Origin of the sequence: Pseudolysinimonas yzui (assembly GCF_014653215.1) — a bacterium.
Taxonomy (GTDB): Bacteria; Actinomycetota; Actinomycetes; order Actinomycetales; family Microbacteriaceae; genus Pseudolysinimonas_A; species Pseudolysinimonas_A yzui.
The window spans coordinates 32,292-51,457 of sequence record NZ_BNAI01000007.1; the positions used below are offsets into that span (position 1 = coordinate 32,292).

Sequence of the window (19,166 nt, forward strand, 5' to 3'; positions counted from 1 at the left end):
CGGCGGGCGCCGTCACGGTCGTTGACGTCGCCTCGGCCCCGCGAAGCCTGCCGACGGGCGTCGACCTGCTCGTCGTCGGCGGCCCCACCCAACGCCTTCTCCATGTCGCGGGCGTCGACCAGGCGTCAGGCCGCGATGTCCGGCGCTCGCACGACCGACGTCGAGTTCGGGATCCGGGAATGGCTGGGCGAGCTGACCGTGGGATCGCCGGCCCCGGCGGTCGCCACCTTCGACACCCGCGTGAAGACGCCCCGGCTGCCCGGGTCCGCCGCGAAGGCGGCCGCCCGGCTCGCCCGTCGGCTTCGGCTCGACGTTCGGGACCGCGAGAGCTTCTTCGTCGGCGATCAGGACGGTCCTCTCCTCGACGGCGAACTCGATCGGGCCGCGGACTGGGCCCGGGGCCTCGTACATGACCTCGACGACTGACTGGGGGCCCCGGCTCACGATGAGGCGGCGGGAGCGGGGACACGCTCAGCCGACGGGAGTCGCGCCCTCGAGCACGACGACGGGCGTGAGCGTCGACCGCAAGGCCGAGTAGTCGTCGAGACTCGCCCCGGGTTCGTACGCGCTGAAGCCGTCCCAGAGACGCTGCCGCTCCTCGCCCTGCGCCTCGCGGGCGATGACGTTCCGGGGCCCGTCGACGAGGTCGACGACAGCCTGCGGATTCGCCCGGAGGTTGTAGAGCCAGCCCGGGTGGGCTTCGGCCCAGCCGTTCATCGCGATCGTGACGATCGCGTCGCCGTCGAGGTAGTAGCCCAGGATCACGGCGCGCTCGACGCCGCTGCGCCGGCCGACGGTGCGCAGCCGCAGCATCCCGTAGTGGCCGGGCCGAGGGCGGGTGAGGCCACGCCGGCCGCCGGTGACCCGGTAGATCGCGCGGTGGATGACCCACGCCGCCCGCACCACCCAACGCGGGGGGATGCGGGCGGCGGGGTTGGTCGGAGAGGTGGGCATGACCCGAGTGTCAATGATGTTAGACAATGTGTCAAGCTTTCTTTACATCCTGACCATCGACGACCCGAGCAGATTCCTCGCCCGGCGGCACATCCCGGAGGTGGCGGACCCCGTCGCGACGACCCCCCTCCCGTCGGCCCGCCCGTAGGCTCTTCAGCCATGGGGCATGACAACACTCCGCCGAGCGGAGCCTGGCGCGACAGTCTGCCGTTCGCCGTGTGGCGCACCGAGAAGGCCGTCTCGCGCGTCGTCGACCAGAACTTGTCGGGCCTCCCGGTCTCGACCACCCAGCTCGGCTGCTGCGTCACGATCGCCGAGAACGGGCCGACCTCGGCCGCCGAGATCGCCCGCCACTTCCGGGTCTCGCCGCAGAGCATCGTGGCCGCGTTCGCCAAGTTGGAGGAGGGCGGTTGGGTTCGGCGGCTGCCGCACCCCTCGCACCGGCGCATCGTGCTGTTCGACCTGACCGCTTCGGGGATCGAGCTGGTCGCCGAGGGACGCCGAGGGATGGGGGCGGCGAGCGTTCAGGTCGCTTCCGGTCTCGATCCCGACGAGCAGGTCATGCTCGCGACGCTGTTGCAGAAGGTCGTCGTCGCCTCGGGCGGTGCCGACCTTCCGGGAAGCGCGTGGCCGGTCGACGCACCTCACGGCGATAGTTGACATCTGGTTGCGAATGTAACAACTAGTTGCGATCACGTGCCAGGATGACCCCGGCGGCGCGGAACCTCGTCGCCAGACACTGGCGTCGACGATGATCCGGTGTCTCACGACGACACAGGAGGGCCGCGATGAACGGCTTCATCTCGCTGCAAGACCGTCTCGACCAGGTCGGCGGTAACGCCGCAACCCTGCTCCGCACCAACCCCTACCAGAGCTATCCCTTCCCCTACCCGCCCGACTGGGCGACCTGGCATGCGGAGCAATGGGGGTGGGCGAACACCTGCACCCTCTTCGACCAGTCGCATCACATGAGCGACATCTACTTCACCGGCCCCGACGCGCTGCGCCTGTTCAGCGCCACCGGAGTCAACGGCTTCACCGGCTTCCGGGAGGGTCGCGCGAAGCAGTTCGTGGGCGTCAACGGTGCGGGGCAGTTCATCGGTGACGCCATCCTCTTCGGTCTCGAGAAGGAGCGCTACAGCCTGGTCGGCGCCCCGATCATCGCGAACTGGGTCGAATGGCACGCGAAGGCCGGGGGGTACGACGTCGAGGTCGAACACGACGACGCCAGCGAGTTCAACCGCACGGGCGGCCGGAAGCTCTGGCGATTCCAGCTCAACGGCCCCCTGACTCAGGATGTCGTCGAGAAGGCGGCGGGTGCGCCGCTCGGCGATGTGCCGTTCTTCGGCATGACCGACTTCGAGATCGCCGGCACCCCGGTTCGGGCCCTGAACCACACGATGGCGGGCGTGCCGGGGCTGCGCCACACCGGTCTGGAACTCTTCGGCCCCGTCGAACACTCGAGGCGCGTGCTCGACGCCCTGGTCGCGGCCGGCGAGGAGTTCGGTCTCGTTCGGGGTGGCTCGATGGCGTACACGTCGGCCGAGCACGAGAGCGGGTGGATCGCGGCGCCGATTCCCGCGATCTACGACCGGCCGGAGGAGCGTGCCTACCGTGAGTCGCTGTTCGGGTTCGCCGCCGAAGGGACGTTGCCCCTGACGGGCAGTTTCGACAGCGACGACATCACCGACTACTACACCTACCCCGAAGAGATCGGATACGGCCACCTGGTGAAGTTCGACCACGACTTCATCGGCCGCGAGGCACTCGAGGCCCGGGTCGGAACCCCGAGCCGCCGCAAGGTCTGGCTGGAGTGGAACGCGGACGACTTCATGCGGGTGATGCGCGACGCACTGTTCGGCGAGGGCGACCGCCCTCGGATCGTCTCGATTCCGAACCTCTTCCACATCTCGCAGCACTACGACGCCGTGCGCGCGGGCGACGAGGTCGTCGGCTTCTCGGGTTACGGCGGCTACACCGTGAACCTCGGCCGCGTGGTCAGCCACGGCGTGATCGCCGAGGCGCACGCGGTCGACGGACACGAGCTCGTGCTCGAGTGGGGTGAACCCCACGGGGGCAAGGAGCGCCGGTTCATGGAGCCGCACCACGTCTCGACGACCGTGCGGGTCACCGTCCACACGACATCGCCGGCCTTGAAGCGCTAGCTGGTCGGCGGCTTGGCGGCCGCGCGCGGCTTCCGCGGGGGCTGGTTGAGGGCATCCCCCGCGGCTTCGCCGGTCGCCCGGGCGTTGATGACCTCGGCGATGTCGATGCCGGTGATGTCTTTCACGATCTGCGTCGACGTCGCGAGCTGACTCGCGACGCCCTGCCCAACGGCCGCGGCTCCGCTGCCGTCCGAGGAGATGACCGTCATGTTGGTAATCGCCGAGAGCGGTTCGGATGCCGCCCGCACGATGTCGGGGAGCTGCGCGATGATCTGCTGCTTGAGCAGCTCGCCACTGCGCTCGGCGAGCGCTTCGGCCTGGAGGCGCTGAGACTCCGCCTCGGCGGAACCCTTCACGCGGATCGCCTCGGCCTCGGCCTCACCCTCGGCCTTGAGGGCTTCGGCGGCGGCGATGCGGCGGTTGCGCTCGGCGAGACCCTCGGCCTCGGTCGCCTCGGCGGCCGACTTGCGGGAGTCGCGGTCGGCGTTCGCCTCGGCGACCGCGGCGGCGGCCGCGGCTTGCGCCCGCTTCTCCAGCGCGTACGCCTCGGCATCCGCCTGCGCCCGGATCTCGGCATCCAGCTCTTGCTTGCGCAGCCCGACGCGCTTGCCGGCGGTGACCTCCTGCTGCGCGACGACCTCCTGCTGCGCGATCGCCTCGGCGAGCGGGGCGGATGCGGCCGCCTCGGCGCGCGCCTTGTCGGTCTCCTTCTGGATGTCGGCGGTGCGCAGGTCGAGTTCGCGCTGAGCTTCCGCGACCGCCTGGTCGGCGGCGATGCGGGCCTGCTCGGAGTTGCGGCGGGCCTCGGCCTCGGCGATCTCGGCCACCTGCTTGACCCGGGCGGCCTCGGCGCGACCGAGGTCTTTGATGTAGCCGTTGTCGTCGTCGATCTCTTTGATCTGCAGGGTGTCGATCGTGAGGCCCTGAACGTCGAGCGAGTCGCCGACCGCTTCGAGCACCTGGCCCTGCAGGGCCTGCCGGTTGGTGATGATCTCGGTGACCGTGAGCTGGCCGACGATCGAGCGGATCGACCCCGACAGCACCTCTTCGGTGGAGGACTCGATCTGGTCCTGCTGGTTGAGGAAGCGCTGCGCGGCGGCCCGTACGAGCGGCTCGGAGCCGCCCACCTTCACGACCGCGACGGCGTTGACGCGGATCGTGATGGCATCCTTCGTCTGCGCGGTCGCCTGCACGTTGAGCTGCCGGCTGCGCAGGCTCAGCTTGTAGTGGGCCTCGACGATCGGCTTCACGAACACCCGCGAGCCGAACACGACCCGCTGCCCCGCGTTGGAGTCGGTCGGGTCGGCGCCGCGCTTCTGCCGCGATGTCACGATGATCGCCTCGTCGGGCTTGGCGATCTTGATGCCCCGCAGGACGACGATGAGCAGGATCAGCAGGATCAGCGCGGCGACGCCGATGAGGATGATGAGGGTCGGGTCAGGCAGGAACGGCAGCATGCCGACCAGTATGTCGGCAAACCGGGAGAAGCTCAGCTCCCGCTCTGCGCCACGCTTCGGCGGACTACGCTCTCCCCCAGGAGGTTCACATGGCAGGCAACATCCTCGGACGACTGGGCGGCGGTCCGCTCGACGGCCAGATCATCCCGCTGCAGGTCGACGACCTCGCACACGTCGACGAAGAACTCGTACTGCCGTGGGACACCGGCCACCTCGTCTACCGCCGGGCCGGCGCACCCGAGAACACCGGCGAGCACGACGGCCCGACGACGGTGCCGTACCAGTTCGACACCCAGATGTGACCGTGCCGACCGCCGAACAGGCGGTCAGGACCTGACGGCAGCGAGTTCCGCGCGAACGATGTCGGCACCCGCCTTCAGTGCGCTCAGCTTCTCGAGTGCCACGCCCCTGGGCAGGGGCGCCATGCCGCAGTTCGTGCTCGGCAGGAGCTTGTCGGCGTCGACGAACTCGAGCGCCGCGCGGAGGGTGTCGGCGACCTCCTCCGGCGTCTCAACCGCGTGACTCGCCACGTCGATGGCCCCGAGCATGACCTTCTTGCCCCGGATGAGCTCGATGAGGTCCATCGGCACCCGGGAGTGGTGACATTCCAGCGAGACGATGTCGAGAGTGGAGCGCTGCAGGAGCGGGAATGACGCCTCGTACTGCCGCCATTCCGACCCCAAAGTCGCCTTCCACGCGGTGTTCGCGGTGATCCCGTAGCCGTAGCAGATGTGCACGGCCGTCTCCGCGCGCAGCCCTTCGGCCGCTCGCTCCAGCGTCGCGACGCCCCAGTCCTGCACGTCGTCGAAGAAGACGTTGAACGCGGGCTCGTCGAACTGGATGATGTCGACCCCGGCCGCCTCGAGCTCCCTCGCCTCCTCGTTGAGGATCGTCGCGAATTCCCACGCCAGCTTCTCGCGACTGCGGTAGTGGCGGTCGGAGAGTGTGTCGATCATCGTCATCGGGCCCGGCAACGCCCACTTGATGGGCTGATCGGTCTGCGCGCGGAGGAACTTCGCATCCTCGACGAACACGGGCTTCTCGCGGCTCACGGCACCGACGACGGTCGGCACGCTCGCGTCGTACCGATCGCGGATCCGCACCGTCTCGCGCCGCTCGAAGTCGACGCCGGTGAGGCGCTCGATGAACGTCGTGACGAAGTGCTGGCGGGTCTGCTCCCCGTCGCTGACGACGTCGATGCCGCGCCGGTGCTGCTCGTGCACGGCGCTCCGCAGCGCATCCTGCTTGCCCTCCGCCAGCTCCTCGCCCTCCAGCTTCCAGGGCGACCACAGCGTCTCCGGCTCGGCGAGCCACGACGGCTTCGGCAAGCTGCCGACGGGCGCAGTGGGAAGGAACGCGTCCGTCATGCGACGGGAGCCAGGGAGTCGGCGACCCAACGATCCAGCACGTCCTGGTGCGGCTTGATGAAGTGCTCCTCCGTGAAGGTCCCCTGCGTGACCGCGAGCCGGCTGCGCTCGTCGCGGTCGTAGCCGATCTGGGTGCGCGAGAAGTCCTGCTGCTCCAGCGTGGGGCGGTAGACGCTGGGGGCGGCCGAGTTCGCGTTGTAGAGCTCCGGCCGATAGATCTTCTGGAACGACTCCATCGTGCTGACCGTGGCGAGGAGCTGCAGGCCGGAGTAGTCGGCGAGCAGGTCGCCGCGGAAGTAGAACGCGAGCGGCGCCACGCTCCCGCGCGGCATGAAGTACCGCACCTGCAATCCCATCTTCCCGAAGTACTCGTCGGTCAGCGAGAACGCGTCCTGCTCATACTCGATCCCGAGCACCGGGTGGTGATTGCCGGTGCGCCGATACGTCCTGCTGGTCGAGACGCTGATGCAGATCACGGGCGGCAGTTCGAAGCGCTCCCGGTAGGCGTCGGAGTCGAGGAAGTGCTGGAACAGCCGGCCGTGCAGGTCGCCGAAGTCGTCGGGGACGGTGAACCCGGACGTGGTCGCGTTGAGCGCCGGCAGCCGCACGCTGAAGTCGTAGTCGCGCACGTAGGACGAGAAGTTGTTCCCCACGATCCCGCGGTGCCGCTCGCCGGTCCGCCGGTCGAGGATCTGGAGGTCGAGCATCTCGAGCAGCGGGAACTCCAGGCCGTCGCCGTCCGCGGCGAACCGCAGGTCGACGGACACGATCTCGATCTCGAGGGTGTAGCGGTCCCCCTCGGGGTTGTCCCCGTCCGCCAGGTCGTTGAATCGGCGATCGATCATCGTCAGGGCGTTGCGGAGGTTCTGCTGCCGGTCCTCGCCGCGGGCGAGATTGGCGAAGTTCGTGGTGGCCCGCGAGCTGTCTGACGGCGTGTAGTCCTCGTCGAAGCGGGTGGTGGTGATGCTGAAGGTGAAGTCGTTCGCCATGAGCCCATCGTCCCGGCGTCCGCGGATATCGGGTAATTCGCCTAGGGTATAGGTGGCTATAGTCTTTCCCTATGGCCCGGCGGTCGAGCGGCATCACGCTGCAGCAGCTCCAGTACTTCATCGAGGTCGCCGCGGAGGGGTCGATCACCGCGGCCGCCGACCTGCTCTACGTCGCCCAGCCGACCATGTCCGCGGCGATGAAAGACCTCGAGAGCCGGGCCGGGCGCGCGCTCCTCGTTCGCTCCGCCCGCGGGGTCACCCTCACCACCGACGGCGCCGAGTTCCTCGGCTACGCCCGGCAGGTCGTCGAGCAGGTCGCCCTGCTCGAGCAGCGCTACCTCGGTCGGCCGCCGTCGCGACGCCTGCTCGGGGTGTCAGCGCAGCACTACTCGTTCGCGGTCGACGCGTTCGTCCGGATGGTGAAGAGCACCGAGGCAGCCGAGTACGAGTTCTCGCTGCGTGAGACGCGCACCTGGGACATCATCGAGGATGTCCGGACGCTCCGCAGCGAACTCGGCATCCTCTACCGCAACGACTTCAACCGCAACGTCATCGACAAACTGCTCAGGGACTCCGGGCTCGCCTTCCACCCGCTCTTCCTCGCCTCGCCGCACATCTTCGTCTCCCGCACGAACCCGCTCGCCTCGCGAGATCGCGCGACCCTCGCCGATCTCGCCGACCTGCCGCGGCTCACCTTCGACCAGGGCGCGAACAACTCGTTCTACTTCGCCGAGGAGATCCTCTCCACCCTGTCGAGCAAGCAGGAGATCCGGGTCTCCGACCGGGCCACGATCTTCAACCTCATGATCGGACTCGACGGCTACACGATCTCGACCGGCATCATCAGCGGCGACCTCGACCCGCAGATCGTCGCCGTGCCGCTCGACGTCGACGAACGCATCGAGATCGGCTGGATCGGCCATTCCGCGATCCCCCTCACCGAGCAGGCACAGCGGTACCTCGCTGAAGTGCGGGCTGTCGTCGCCGACTTCGGCGTGGCGCTGCTCGGCTAGGCGACAACGGTCAAGTGGTGGACCCTAGGGGATTTGAACCCCTGACCTCCTCGATGCGAACGAGGCGCGCTACCAACTGCGCCAAGGGCCCGTAGACAAGCAACGACTCTACCAGCCCGACGAGGCCGGTTCAGCCCGCCGACCTCCGCCGGCGCAGCACCTCGTCGAGGTCGGTCTGCTGCACCGCGTCGGGTCCGAGCACGCCCATCCCGGCGTACTTCGACGGGCGCGACGAGCGCAGCCGCGCGACCTCCGGGGACGTCTGAGCCGCACGCAGCGTCGCCTCGGCATCGGCGGCGGCCGCCCGCAGCGCCTCCTGCAGGTCCGGCCGCGGCGCGAGCGGCTCGGGCGCCGGCCGGGACAAGTACATCGGGCGCGGGATCTCAGTCGGGGTCCAGGATGCCACCCGCGCCTCCTGGGCGAGGTCACGCAGCTGCACCGCCGTGCGTTCGCGCGCCGCCGACGTCACCCGCGGCATCGCGCGCGCGTCGAGGCGGCGCTGCACCGCGATCGCGACGGCGCCGGCCGCGCCGGCCAGAACCAGCACCCCGACGGCACCGGGTGTCATGCCGGTCGTCGCGATGAGCCACACCTGCACGAGCGCGATCACCGTCGCCGTGGCCATCAGCAGCGAGGCTCCGAGCCGGGTGCGGCGCATCCGGCGCCGACGCAGCACGTCGGGGTCGAGAGCCGGGCGGGGCGCGGACGCCGGGGTCTCGCGACGCACCGCGGCCACCTGACGGGCGGCCATCGCATCCGCTCGACGCTGCTCGGCGCGCAACAGCCGCTCCTGCCGAGCCGCCTCCCGTGCGGTCGCCGCCAGGCGCACGGCGTCGGGCACCTCGGCGGTCTCGGCGAGCACCCGGATGGTCTGCTGCAGCCGGGTCGCGGTGCGCTCCGTCGCCAGGTATTCGCGGCGGCGCAGCCACGTCGGCACGAGGTAGAGGAACCAGAGCAAGGCCGCGACGGCGAGCATGATCGCCGTACCCGCACCCGTGCCGTCCATGACCGTCAGAGTACGTTTCGCGCACCCCAGGACTGGGGTGCCGCGCCGCGCGCCCAGGATGCGCGGAGGGCATCCGGTGAACGCTAGGGTTCCCGCATGCCCGAAACCCCCAGCACCCCCGACCCGACCGCCCCCTGGTGGAAACGCCACGTCGAACTGATCACCGTCATCATGCTCGGCGTCGTCGCGACCGCGACCGCGTACACCTCGTTCCAGTCGGGCATCTACGGCGGGCACAGCGACGACAAGATCTCGCAGAGCGAGACGGCCGCCACCCTCGCCGAGTCGCTCTACCTCGAAGGCAACCAGCAGTACGTGCTCGACTCCCAGACGATCCAGCAGCTCTCCGCCTACGCGATCGCCGCGGATGCCGGCGACGCCACCGCGGCGGCGCAGTACGACGACCTGTACTTCATCGGCGTCTCCGAAGAGCTGGATGCCGCCATCCAGAACGCCGCCGCCCTCGACGAGTCCGACCCCGAGTTCTGGCACGACCCGCAGGCCGACGAGGACTACCAGACCGCCCTGTTCGGCGGCTACGCCGAGGAGAACGACAACGCGGTCGCGCTGCGCGCCGAAGGCGACGAACTCGGCTACCGCGGCGACCTGCTCAGCCTCTACACGACGCTCATGGCCGTGACGCTGTTCCTTCTCGGTATCGCCGCCGTGGTGAAACGGCCGGTGCTGCAATGGGTGCTCATCGCGACCGGGGGGTCGATCTTCCTGGTTACCTCGGTGCTCACCGCTCTCGTTCCGTTTACCTGGTTGTAGGGTCGGGCACCCGGTAGGGCGCGCGAGTCAAGAGCGGGGACCCCTACCCCGATTGACTCGCGCGCCCTACCGGGCACCCTCTCGACTGCGACAACGCTGTCAGCCCACCTGTGGGGATCGCCCCCGGGGCTCTTCGTTAGCGGAGGCGGAGGGGCTTCTCTGCCTCGGCTTTGTCCGCGGCTGGGACCGAACCGACTCCCGCGGGGACGCGGCCGTCTTTCCAGCGGCGGAGGACGCCTTCGGGGATCTCCTCGACGGTGAGGGCGAAGCAGAAGTGGTCGCGCCAGTCTCCGTTGATGTGGATGAAGCGGCGGCGCAGGCCCTCGTAGCGGAAGCCGAGCTTCTCGACGACCCGCAGCGACGCGGCGTTCTCGGGGCGGATGCAGATCTCCATGCGGTGCAGCCCGAGGCCGAAGAACACGTGGTCGGTGGCGAGCGCGACGGCGGTCGGCGTGACGTTCTTGCCGGCGAACCGCTCGGCGACCCAGTAGCCGATGGATGCCGACGACAGCGAGCCGTACGACATCCCCGACACGTTCAGCTGGCCGGCGAACTCGCCGTCGGACTCGATGACGAACGGCACCCCGTTGCCGGTGCGCTCATGCGCGAGCAACGAGCGGATGCTGGCCTTCGCGTCGAAGCCGATCGGCCCCCCGGGGTTGGTGGCCTCCCATTGACGCAACCAGGAGCGGTTGTCGAGCAACTCGCGTTCGAGCCTGCGGGCGTCGCGGACGCGGATCGGCCGGATCGCGATCGACCCGTCACGCAGCGTCGGAACGCTCACGACTCCGCCGGAGCGTCACCCGGCAGACCCGCGGCGAACGGCTTCAGCCAGGCGCGGAAATCGGGTCCGAGGTCGTCGCGGTCGCTCGCGAGCTGCACGATCGCCTTGAGGTAGTCGAGCCGGTCACCGGTGTCGTAGCGGCGACCGCGGAACACCACACCGTGCACGCCCCCCGCCCAGTCGGGCCCGGTGGCGAGCGCCTGCAGCGCGTCGGTGAGCTGGATCTCCCCGCCCTTGCCCGGCGCGGTGGTCTCGAGGATGTCGAAGATCTCGGGGCGCAGCACGTAACGACCGATGACCGCGAGATTCGACGGCGCGGTGCCCGGTTCGGGCTTCTCGACCAGCCCGGTGATGCGCACGACATCGTCGTGGTCGGTCTGCTCGACGGTCGCGATGCCGTAGAGGTGCGTCTGCGACGGGTCGACCTCGAGCAGGGCGACCACCGTCGTGTTGCGGGCGACCTGCACCTCGAGCATCCGGCTGAGCAGCACGTCGCGCGCATCGATGATGTCGTCACCGAGCAGAACGGCGAACGGCTCGTCGCCGACGTGCATCTTCGCGCGCAGCACCGCATGACCGAGGCCGAGCGCATCCCCCTGGCGCACGTAGTGCACGTCGGCGAGGTCGGTGGAGTGCCGCACCTTTTCGAGCTTCTCGAGGTCGCCCTTGCGGGTGAGGATCTGCTCCAGCTCGCCGACCTTGTCGAAGTGGTTCTCGAGCGCGCTCTTGTTGCGGCCCGTGATCATCAGCACATCGTGCAAGCCGGCGGCGACCGCCTCCTCGACGACGTACTGGATGGCCGGCATGTCGACCACCGGCAGCATCTCTTTCGGCATGGCTTTAGTGGCTGGGAGGAATCGCGTCCCCAGGCCGGCAGCGGGGATGACGGCTTTCGTGATGGGAGCAGGCATGCGACCCAGCGTAACCGGCCCCGTAAGCTCGAAGATGTGCAGGATGTGGAGAGCGAGAAGCGCGCGCTGCGGGCCGAACTGCGCGAGCGTCGCCGCATCCGCACCTCCACCCAGGAGGACCACGACTCCGCGAGCCTCACCGCCAACCTGCGCCGGCTGACGACCGATGTCGGCGCGCGCTCCCTCGCGGCGTACCTCTCACTGCCCGAGGAGCCCGACACCCGCCCCTTTCTGCGCTGGACCGCCGAGCAGGGGCTGCGGGTGTTGCTGCCGATCTCCCGCGACGACGGCCTGCTCGATTGGGCGCCGTATGACGGCAAAGAAGAGGATGCCGACATCCTCGGCATGCCGACGCCCACCTCCGAACTGCTCGGGCCGATCGCGATCAACGACGTCGACCTCATCCTGGTTCCGGCGGCCGCCGTCGACCGCACCGGGATGCGGATGGGGTGGGGGCGCGGCTACTTCGACAAGACCCTCGGATCGATGGAGGGCTGCCCACCGGTCTATGCTGTGATCTTCGACGACGAGCTCGTCGACGCGGTGCCGCGGGAGCGCCACGACATGCCGGTGAACGGCGTCGTGACTCCGAGTGGCATTGTCACCTTCTGACTGACGCGCGTTCTGACCCTGGGGACCCTCTTGCCCACCTACTCCTACCGGTGCACCGAGTGTGCGACCGCATTCGACATCCACCAGTCGTTCACCGACGACTCGCTCACCGAGTGCCCGTCCTGCGGCGGTCGGCTGCGCAAACTGTTCTCCGCCGTCGGGGTGACCTTCAGCGGTTCCGGCTTCTACCGCAACGACAGCCGTCCGGCGCCGAAGGAGGGCGGTTCGTCGTCTGCGTCGTCTGACTCGTCGTCGTCGTCGGCGCCGCCCGCGTCGCCGGCCCCGGCGCCCGCCGCAACCCCCGCCGGCTGAGCCGACCGATCGTGTTCAAGGGCTTCAAGGAGTTCATCCTCCGCGGCAACGTCATCGACCTCGCCGTCGCCGTCGTCATCGGTGCCGCGTTCACCGGCATCGTCACCGGACTCGTCGAGGGCATCCTCAACCCGGCGATCGCCCTGCTGTTCAACTCCGACGACCTGAGCACGGCGGGCATCGTGCTGCGGCCCGAGTCATCCGACGGGGCGGGCGACGCGATCGTGCTCGCCTGGGGCCGCGTCATCTCGGCGCTCATCCAGTTCCTGCTGATCGCCACGGTCGTCTACTTCGCACTGATCGTGCCGATGAACTACTTCCGCAAGCACCCGTTCGGGCGCAAGAAGAAGAACGAGCCCGAGCCGCCACCGGTGCCCACCGAGCAGGAGCTGCTCACCGAGATCCGCGACCTCTTGAAAGCCCAGCAGCTGCCGTAATCGGTGGTCGAGTAGCGCCGAAGGCGCGTGTCGAGACCGCGCGCCAGGTCTCGACACGCCCGCTTCGCGGGCTACTCGACCACCGAAGTCGCCTCAGTAGTGCGGGGGTTTGTCGTCGCGCAGGCGGGCGTCGTTCTCACCCTCGGGATGCTGGTCGGGCTCTTCGACGGGCGTCGGGTCACTGCCGGGGGGCGGAGGCGTCGTCACTCGACGTCGACGCCGCCGAGGCGGCGGGGATGCCGGCTCAGTGTCCGGCAATGACGGGAATCTCCTGGGTGACCGTCGCGACCTGAACCCCGGCCGTGCGGGCGATGCGGTCGGCGACGGCGTCGGGATCGCTGAACAGCTCGAACGCGTGCACCCGGGCGTAGTGCCAGCCCAGCCGGCGCAGCACCTCGGGTCGCAGCCGCAGGGATTCCCGCAGCGACCGCCCGAGCAGCACGGTGTCGGTCTCGACGACGACGCAGGTGCCTCCGTTGGCCGCGACGAGACCCAGCTTTCCGCGGTGGCCGAGCGCGACCCGCAGGCCGCGCGCGGCGAGCCGCCGGGAGAGGTCGACGAGCATCGGGTCGGAATCGTCGGGCAGCGGCGGTTCGGCGCGACGGGCGGCGACCTCGTCGAGGATCTCGGCGAGCGCGACCGCGCCGTGGCCGAGGCGTCCCTCTTCGATGTCCGCCGGGCGGAAGCAGGTGACGATGACGAGCGAACGGCGGGCCCGGGTCATGGCGATGGCGAGCAGCCGTTCGCCCCCGGGCTTGCCGAGCGGCCCGAAGTCGCTGAGCACGCGCCCGTGCGGGGTGCGGCCGTAGCCGACCGAGAAGACGACGCGGTCGCGGCTCTGCGCCGACGCGCGGCCGATCGGCAGCACGTCGAACGGTTCGGCGCGGTCGCTCAGCACGAACTCGGTGAGGGCGGCATTGCCGGGCATCGCCTCGGCGACGGCCTTCCAGACGCGGGCGGCGTGCTTCTCGCTCGCGGTGACGACCATGAGCGATTCCTGCGGGCGCTGTTCGACGTGCTGCAACACCAGCTCGACGGCGCGATTGACTTCGGCATCCACGCTCTCGACCGACCCGGTGACGGGGTCGGGCATGCCGGTGCCGTCTTCGACGTACTCCAGCACGAGACTGCCGTGCCCGAGGAACGAGCCCGCCCACGGCAGGGCGTCGATGGCTCCGCCGTAGAAGCGGCGGTTGACGAGCTGGGCGAGGTCTTCCCCACCCGCGCGGTACGACCGGGTCAGCGCGAGCGCGGGCAGCACCGCGCCGAGCCGGGCGAGCACCGAGCGGGCGTGCAGCTCGTCGAGGATGCGGGCGTCGGTCGGCGCCTCTTCGGCGTCGAGGTCGCGCAGGCCGATCGAGAACGGCGCGGGGGTTTCGGTGACGGCGTCGCCGAACACGACGACCTGCTTGGCGCGGCGGATCGCGCCGACGCTTTCGGCGACGGTGAGAGCGCCGGCATCCACGATCACCACCGTGTCGAAACTCATCTCGGGCGCGACCCGGTCGATCTCGTACGGCGAGGCGAGCCAGACCGGCGCGAGCGCGCGGGACAGGTGCGGGGCGGCGGTGTGCAGGGTGACGGCGTCGACATCGTCGGCACGCAGAATGCTCTTGAGCGCCGCGGCCTCTTCGGGCCAGTCGAGCAGCCCGATCTTCCAGCCCTCCGCGAGGCGGTGGGCGAGCGCCTGCGCGCTGCCGGCGACGTGCGCTTCGTCGACGAGCCGGAAGTCGGCTTCGAGGCGTTCGAGCACGTCGGTCTTCGCCCCGAGCAGCGCGCGGTCGTTCTGCAGCAGCGAGTCGAGGGCGCTGCGCCACCAGGCGAGTTCCAGTTCGGCGGCGACGCCCTCTTCGGGCACGTGCCGGTTGGCGAGGTCGGTGATGAGCGCGTCGAGGTCGAGGGCGCGCAGCACGCCGACGAGCTCGGCGCGCTCCTGGAGGTTGGCGAGGGCGTCGGAGTCTGCCGCGAGCCGGCCGAGCGTCTCGCCGAGGGCATGCAGCGGCAGGCCGAGCAGCGACGTCTCCCGCGTCGTGCGACCGAGCGGCTCGTCGAGCTGCTCGAGGTCGGCGGCGACCTGAGCCCAGGCGGCCTGCACCTCGGCGATCCCGGTCGGCACTTCGGGCGTGACCCCGGTGGCGACGAAGCGCTGCCAGAGGATGCGCTGCCGCTGGATCGCGTCGAGCGCCGCGTGCAGGTCGCGCACGTGCATCCCGGGGCGCACGTACTCCTTCGCGAGGTGGGTGAGCCGCCGACGATCGCCGGCGCTCATCTCGGGGGCTTCGCGGCGCGGAGCGGTCGCGGCGACGAGTTCGGCGAGCGAGCGGTCGAAGACGGCGGGCACGAAGCGGTCGAGGGTGTCGCGGATGTCGGCGAGCAACCGCAGGTAGACACCGAGTTCGGCGATCGACTCGAACGGCCGCATGCGGGTCGCGCTGATCAGCTCTTGCGCGCGCACCAGCAGCCAGGGCACCGACTCCCCGTGCAGGCGCTTCGCGAGACGGTGCGCCGCCGCGGCCTGGTCGCCGTTGACGAACACCGCGCCGTACCAGGGGGAATCCGCAGGGCCGTAGCGGAACTCGCCGAGCTTCGCGGCCTCCACCATCGTCTCGGCGGCGGGCGCGCGGTTGGCGGCGAGCCGCTCGACGGCGGCGCGGTCGAGTCGCGCGGTGGTGGCGGGAGGATGCGGCAGCAGCGCGAGGCGGGACAGTTCGGTCACGCAGTCGAGCACCGAGACGCCGAGGATCGGGTCGGGGCGGGTGAGGGCTTCGCGGTAGTCGAGCAGCACCCCGCGCAACCGCACCAGGGCCTCGTCGACTTCGGTCATGTCGGGAGCGGTCGCCCGCTCGTTGCGGGTGATGCCGCGCAGCAGGTCGCGGCGCAGGCTCCGCGGCGACACGGCAACCCCGGGAAGCCCGATGTCGGCGAGCCGGCGTGAGATCCCGGAGAGCGAACCCCGGCGCGGGCTGACGACGAGCACGCGCTTGCCCTGCCCGATGAGCGCGCCGAGGGCGTTGACGACGGTCTGGGTTCCGCCGGTGCCGGGCATCGTGGTGACGACGACCGAGTTGCCCGACGCGATCTGGGCGACGACGTTCTCCTGCTCGGCGTCGGCATCCAGCAGCAGCGAGTCGGTCGACGGGTCGCGCAGGTCGGCGTCGATGACTTCGACCGGGTGCTGCCCCTCGTCGAGCGCCCACTTCGCGGTCGGGTTGCCGGCGAGGGCGTCGAGCACCGGATGCTCGAGTCCGGTCGCGTCGGCGACGAGCGCGTCGGCGACCTCGGCGAACGCCGACACGATCAGCCGCGGCTGCACGCCGAATCCGCTGAGGTGGCCGGTCAGCGCCCGCAACTGGTCGATGACGGCGTTCGGCTTGAAGGTGCCGTCGCTGTCACTGAGTGCGACGAACGCCTGATCGTCGAGGGTGATCCCGAACTGGGCGTCGAGGGCGCGGGCGAGGGCCGGGTTGAGCACCGGCTCACCGCGCAGCTTCAGCTCGACATCCCGCCCGTAGCGGCGGATCGCGAGCGGCCGCAGCAGGATGGGCGCGCAGTAGTCGCCGTCGGGTCCCGACCAGGTGGCGACGCCGATGCCGAGGCGGATCGCGTCGATGCCGCGGGTGCTCGACAGTTCCAGGCCCTTCGCGGCGATGCGATCGGCGGCGAGGCGAGCGGCCCGCAGGGCCATGTCGTCGCGGATGAGCTGCGAGAGCAGAGTGCTGGCGCCGGTGATGAACCGGGCGAGCCCGCCGGGGTGGGTCGTCGACAGTTCGATGCGGGTCGTCGGGTCGTCGACGAAGTGCAGCAGCGGCGAGGGGCCGCCGACCTGGGCGAGCTCGGCGCGCCAGTGTTCCCGCACCGGGGCGGCCGGGTCTCCGCGCCGCCAGTCGCCCGCACCGTCGACGGAGCTCAGCTCGGGACGCGGTGGTTCTGCGCGCCCCGGGGCAGCGTCGAACTGGTCCTCGTCCATTCCGAGGTCGTCCTCCCGCCGATCGGCATGCCGCACATCGCCACGATAAGACGCGATCCTCGGGTTTCCAGGGAGGTGGTCCGGGGTTTCGATACACCGCGCCTCCCGGCGCGGCACTCAACCCGCGGTGCCTGACCACGGTTTCGATATCCGCATCCACCTAGAATCAGTGCCTGTGACGCCCGACATCGTGACGGCCTTCGGCACGGCCGGCGGAACCGTCGCGGTCGCCTTCGCCGCGCTGACGGTCGTGGGGGTCGTGCTTCTCTCCCGCCGGGCCCGCCGCACCGCGAAGGCCCCGCTGCCGGGACGCACGGATGCCGGCGTCGCCCTGGTGCGCGCCGACGATGCCGTACGGGCGGCGGCCGACGATCTCGCCTTCGCCCTCGCCCAGTTCGGCGAGGACCGCACCCGTGACTTCGCCCGGGCCCTCGAGAGCGCGCGCGCCGACCTCGACCAGGCGTTCGCGCTGCAGAACCGTCTCGACGACGCCGAGCCCGAGGGCGAGAACCGTCGCAAGGGCTGGGCGAAGAGCATCCGCGCTCTCGCCGACCGCGCCCGCGAAACCGTGCAGGCCGAAGCCGCCCGCTTCGCCGACCTGCGCCGCAGCGAGGCGAGCGCACCCGAGACGCTCAAGCTGATCCGTTCGCAGCTCGAGGCGGTGGAGGCGCGCACCCCGGCCGCCGCGAAGGTGCTCGCGGAGCTGCGCTCGACCTACGTCGAGACCGCGGTGGCGCCGGTCGCCGACAACCTCGACGCCGCCGAGAAGGCCGTCGCCGCGGCGCGGGCCGCGGCCGACGAGGCCGACGCGGCGATCGCCGCGAGCCGGGTGACCGCGGTCACCGATGCGCTCGAGACCGCGCAACGGCGTGGCCGGGAGGCGGCGACTCTGCTCGACGCGATCGAGCACCGTCGCGACGAACTCGCCGCCGCGGTCGCCGAGATCGGCACCCTCGCCGCCGAGCAGCAGCAGGCCCTCGAGCAGGCCCGGGCGCTGCGCGACGCACCCCCCGACCCCGACTCGTCGGCGGCTGTCAACTCCGCGATCGCCGCCCTCGAGGGCGAACTCGCCGCGATCGGCGGCTCGGGCAGACGCGACCCGGTCGCCGAACTCGACCGGCTGGTGGACGCCGACGACGCCCTCGACGTCGCCGTCTCGGCCGCGCGCAATCAGCAGCGCCGGCTCGACGGAGCCCGCGGCGCCCTCGCCGGGGCTCTCGTCTCGGCGCGCGCCCAGATCGGCTCGGTCGAGGACTACATCGCCTCCCGCGGTGGCGGCGCGAGTTCCCGCAGCAAACTCGCCGAAGCCAAGCGCGAACTCGTCGTGGCCGAGAACGAGTCCGACCCGGTCGCCGCCCTCGACGCGGCCCGTCGCGCGCAGAACCGCGCCCGCGACGCCGACGACCTCGCCCGCTACGCCGGCTCCTGACCGTCGGTACGCCGGCGCCGGGTAATCCGTCGCAAATGTGACGGATTACCCGGTCAGAGCACCCCGAATTGACGGATTAGTCGGTCACCGGATGAGGTTCACCGGGTCGGCGCCCGCGGCGAGCGCGGCGATCTGCCGGCGCACGAGGGCTTCAACGGCATCCGGCATCGTCGTCACCTGACCGCCGACGTGCGGCGAGATGAGGATGCCGGGCGCGCTCCACAGCGGATGCCTCGCCGGCAGCGGCTCGGCATCGGTGACGTCGAGCGCCGCCCGCAGCCGACCGGCGACGAGTTCCGCGACCAGGGCGTCGGTGTCGACGATCGCTCCGCGGCCGATGTTGACGAGAATCGCGCCGTCGGGCATCGCGGCGAGGAAGCCGGCGTCGACGAGGCCGCGCGTCGCGTCGTCGAGCGGCAGGCAGATGACGACGGCTTCGGCGGTCGACAGCAGCCCGGGTAGCTCCGACAAGGCCGCGACCGCACCGCGTTCGTCCACCCGTCGTGACCGCGCCACCCGCACCGGTCGCGCCCCGAACGGCAGCAGCCGGTCGAACATCGCACCGCCGAGCCCGCCCGCTCCCAGGATGACGACCCGCAGCCCGAACAGGCCGCGGGTGAATCCGCCGCGCCAGATCTCGGCATCCTGCTGCCGCACGAACCGCGGCAGGTCGCGCTGGGCGGCGAGCAGCAGCGCCATCCCGATCTCGGCCGCCGGACCCTCGTGCACGCTGGCGCCATTGGCGAACGCGACCCCGGGCGGCAGGCGCTCGAGTACCCCGTCGTAGCCGATGCTCTGGCTCTGCACGAGGCGCACGTCGACTCCGGCCAACGCCCCGAGCAGACTCACCGACCCCATGTACGGCGGCACCACGATGTCGATCGCCGGCCACGGTGCGGGCGAAGCGAGATCCCAGATCGCGACCTCGACCGCACCCGCGAGTCGGCTTCGCAGCTCTTCGGTGGGAACGGTGACGCGCACCCCTCGACCGT

At 70.5% G+C, this 19,166-nt stretch carries 20 protein-coding genes and 1 tRNA gene; 10 read left to right on the forward strand and 11 right to left on the reverse strand.

Annotation, left to right across the window (positions count from 1 at the left end):
• Positions 1-135: 135 nt before the first annotated feature.
• Positions 136-426, forward strand: coding sequence for a hypothetical protein (locus IE173_RS15530; RefSeq protein ID WP_229842099.1), 291 nt, complete (start codon positions 136-138; stop codon positions 424-426).
• Positions 427-471: 45 nt separating this feature from the next.
• Here IE173_RS15530 and IE173_RS12975 read toward each other — a convergent pair whose 3' ends face one another.
• Positions 472-954 (reverse strand): nitroreductase/quinone reductase family protein, encoded by a 483-nt coding sequence (locus tag IE173_RS12975; RefSeq protein ID WP_191283947.1) that lies wholly within the window; start codon positions 952-954, stop codon positions 472-474.
• A gap of 159 nt (positions 955-1,113) precedes the next feature.
• Between IE173_RS12975 and IE173_RS12980 the strand changes: the two genes are divergently transcribed.
• Positions 1,114-1,614 (forward strand): MarR family winged helix-turn-helix transcriptional regulator, encoded by a 501-nt coding sequence (locus IE173_RS12980; RefSeq protein WP_191283948.1) that lies wholly within the window; start codon positions 1,114-1,116, stop codon positions 1,612-1,614.
• Between the two features lie 128 nt (positions 1,615-1,742).
• The gene (locus tag IE173_RS12985) at positions 1,743-3,119 is read left to right on the forward strand and encodes an aminomethyl transferase family protein (protein ID WP_191283949.1); all 1,377 of its coding nucleotides are present in this window, start codon (positions 1,743-1,745) and stop codon (positions 3,117-3,119) included.
• On the opposite strand, the gene IE173_RS12990 is transcribed toward IE173_RS12985, so the two are convergent.
• Positions 3,116-4,576, reverse strand: a complete 1,461-nt coding sequence (locus IE173_RS12990) for a flotillin family protein (protein WP_191283950.1) — start codon at positions 4,574-4,576, stop codon at positions 3,116-3,118. The two genes, IE173_RS12985 and IE173_RS12990, sit on opposite strands and share 4 nt — an antisense overlap.
• A gap of 89 nt (positions 4,577-4,665) precedes the next feature.
• Between IE173_RS12990 and IE173_RS12995 the strand changes: the two genes are divergently transcribed.
• Positions 4,666-4,878 (forward strand): response regulator, encoded by a 213-nt coding sequence (locus tag IE173_RS12995; RefSeq protein WP_191283951.1) that lies wholly within the window; start codon positions 4,666-4,668, stop codon positions 4,876-4,878.
• Between the two features lie 24 nt (positions 4,879-4,902).
• Here IE173_RS12995 and IE173_RS13000 read toward each other — a convergent pair whose 3' ends face one another.
• A complete protein-coding gene (locus tag IE173_RS13000) occupies positions 4,903-5,943 on the reverse strand; it encodes a methionine synthase (RefSeq protein WP_191283952.1) in 1,041 nt (346 codons plus the stop codon).
• The gene (locus IE173_RS13005) at positions 5,940-6,932 is read right to left on the reverse strand and encodes a DUF1852 domain-containing protein (RefSeq protein WP_191283953.1); all 993 of its coding nucleotides are present in this window, start codon (positions 6,930-6,932) and stop codon (positions 5,940-5,942) included. The genes IE173_RS13000 and IE173_RS13005 overlap by 4 nt, the downstream gene beginning before the upstream one ends.
• A 71-nt stretch (positions 6,933-7,003) precedes the next feature.
• Between IE173_RS13005 and IE173_RS13010 the strand changes: the two genes are divergently transcribed.
• A complete protein-coding gene (locus IE173_RS13010) occupies positions 7,004-7,945 on the forward strand; it encodes a LysR family transcriptional regulator (RefSeq protein WP_191283954.1) in 942 nt (313 codons plus the stop codon).
• A 15-nt stretch (positions 7,946-7,960) separates the two neighbouring features.
• Here the strand turns inward: IE173_RS13010 and IE173_RS13015 are convergent.
• Positions 7,961-8,036, reverse strand: a tRNA-Ala gene (locus tag IE173_RS13015).
• Positions 8,037-8,075: 39 nt separating this feature from the next.
• On the reverse strand, positions 8,076-8,951 hold the full coding sequence (locus IE173_RS13020) for a hypothetical protein (RefSeq protein WP_191283955.1): 876 nt from the start codon (positions 8,949-8,951) through the stop codon (positions 8,076-8,078).
• A 96-nt stretch (positions 8,952-9,047) separates the two neighbouring features.
• Between IE173_RS13020 and IE173_RS13025 the strand changes: the two genes are divergently transcribed.
• Positions 9,048-9,722: a hypothetical protein gene (locus IE173_RS13025; protein ID WP_191283956.1), complete on the forward strand. Its 675-nt coding sequence runs from the start codon at positions 9,048-9,050 to the stop codon at positions 9,720-9,722.
• A 136-nt stretch (positions 9,723-9,858) separates the two neighbouring features.
• On the opposite strand, the gene IE173_RS13030 is transcribed toward IE173_RS13025, so the two are convergent.
• Positions 9,859-10,506 carry a GNAT family N-acetyltransferase gene (locus IE173_RS13030; protein WP_229842100.1) on the reverse strand — a complete coding sequence of 216 codons (648 nt, stop codon included), beginning with the start codon at positions 10,504-10,506 and terminating at the stop codon, positions 9,859-9,861.
• Positions 10,503-11,417: a UTP--glucose-1-phosphate uridylyltransferase GalU gene (gene galU / locus IE173_RS13035; protein WP_191283957.1), complete on the reverse strand. Its 915-nt coding sequence runs from the start codon at positions 11,415-11,417 to the stop codon at positions 10,503-10,505. Before galU ends, IE173_RS13030 begins: the two co-directional genes overlap by 4 nt.
• A 36-nt stretch (positions 11,418-11,453) precedes the next feature.
• On the opposite strand from galU, the gene IE173_RS13040 reads away from it, so the two are divergent.
• The 3 genes from IE173_RS13040 to mscL are packed head-to-tail and all read left to right on the forward strand — an operon-like array spanning position 11,454 to position 12,778.
• Positions 11,454-12,029, forward strand: coding sequence for a 5-formyltetrahydrofolate cyclo-ligase (locus IE173_RS13040; protein WP_191283958.1), 576 nt, complete (start codon positions 11,454-11,456; stop codon positions 12,027-12,029).
• Between the two features lie 30 nt (positions 12,030-12,059).
• Positions 12,060-12,341 (forward strand): FmdB family zinc ribbon protein, encoded by a 282-nt coding sequence (locus IE173_RS15630; RefSeq protein WP_191283959.1) that lies wholly within the window; start codon positions 12,060-12,062, stop codon positions 12,339-12,341.
• Positions 12,342-12,352: 11 nt separating this feature from the next.
• On the forward strand, positions 12,353-12,778 hold the full coding sequence (gene mscL / locus IE173_RS13050; RefSeq protein WP_191283960.1) for a large conductance mechanosensitive channel protein MscL: 426 nt from the start codon (positions 12,353-12,355) through the stop codon (positions 12,776-12,778).
• A 93-nt stretch (positions 12,779-12,871) separates the two neighbouring features.
• Here the strand turns inward: mscL and IE173_RS13055 are convergent, their stop codons facing one another.
• Entirely contained in the window at positions 12,872-13,036 is a 165-nt protein-coding gene (locus tag IE173_RS13055) for a hypothetical protein (protein WP_191283961.1), read from the reverse strand.
• Positions 13,023-16,781, reverse strand: coding sequence for an AAA family ATPase (locus IE173_RS13060; RefSeq protein WP_191283962.1), 3,759 nt, complete (start codon positions 16,779-16,781; stop codon positions 13,023-13,025). Before IE173_RS13060 ends, IE173_RS13055 begins: the two co-directional genes overlap by 14 nt.
• Positions 16,782-16,920: 139 nt before the next feature.
• On the opposite strand from IE173_RS13060, the gene IE173_RS13065 reads away from it, so the two are divergent.
• Positions 16,921-18,174 (forward strand): hypothetical protein, encoded by a 1,254-nt coding sequence (locus IE173_RS13065; protein WP_191283963.1) that lies wholly within the window; start codon positions 16,921-16,923, stop codon positions 18,172-18,174.
• Between the two features lie 84 nt (positions 18,175-18,258).
• Here IE173_RS13065 and IE173_RS13070 read toward each other — a convergent pair whose 3' ends face one another.
• Positions 18,259-19,155, reverse strand: a complete 897-nt coding sequence (locus IE173_RS13070) for an NAD(P)-dependent oxidoreductase (protein WP_191283964.1) — start codon at positions 19,153-19,155, stop codon at positions 18,259-18,261.
• Positions 19,156-19,166 lie beyond the last annotated feature (11 nt).

Excerpts from the sequence above, each read along its gene's own strand:
- IE173_RS15530 (WP_229842099.1), top strand. The coding sequence starts at position 136 with ATGTCCGGCGCTCGCACGACCGACGTCGAGTTCGGGATCCGGGAATGG.
- IE173_RS12975 (WP_191283947.1), bottom strand. The coding sequence starts at position 954 with ATGCCCACCTCTCCGACCAACCCCGCCGCCCGCATCCCCCCGCGTTGG.
- IE173_RS12980 (WP_191283948.1), top strand. The coding sequence starts at position 1,114 with ATGGGGCATGACAACACTCCGCCGAGCGGAGCCTGGCGCGACAGTCTG.
- IE173_RS12985 (WP_191283949.1), top strand. The coding sequence starts at position 1,743 with ATGAACGGCTTCATCTCGCTGCAAGACCGTCTCGACCAGGTCGGCGGT.
- IE173_RS12990 (WP_191283950.1), bottom strand. The coding sequence starts at position 4,576 with ATGCTGCCGTTCCTGCCTGACCCGACCCTCATCATCCTCATCGGCGTC.
- IE173_RS12995 (WP_191283951.1), top strand. The coding sequence starts at position 4,666 with ATGGCAGGCAACATCCTCGGACGACTGGGCGGCGGTCCGCTCGACGGC.
- IE173_RS13000 (WP_191283952.1), bottom strand. The coding sequence starts at position 5,943 with ATGACGGACGCGTTCCTTCCCACTGCGCCCGTCGGCAGCTTGCCGAAG.
- IE173_RS13005 (WP_191283953.1), bottom strand. The coding sequence starts at position 6,932 with ATGGCGAACGACTTCACCTTCAGCATCACCACCACCCGCTTCGACGAG.
- IE173_RS13010 (WP_191283954.1), top strand. The coding sequence starts at position 7,004 with ATGGCCCGGCGGTCGAGCGGCATCACGCTGCAGCAGCTCCAGTACTTC.
- IE173_RS13020 (WP_191283955.1), bottom strand. The coding sequence starts at position 8,951 with ATGGACGGCACGGGTGCGGGTACGGCGATCATGCTCGCCGTCGCGGCC.
- IE173_RS13025 (WP_191283956.1), top strand. The coding sequence starts at position 9,048 with ATGCCCGAAACCCCCAGCACCCCCGACCCGACCGCCCCCTGGTGGAAA.
- galU (WP_191283957.1), bottom strand. The coding sequence starts at position 11,417 with ATGCCTGCTCCCATCACGAAAGCCGTCATCCCCGCTGCCGGCCTGGGG.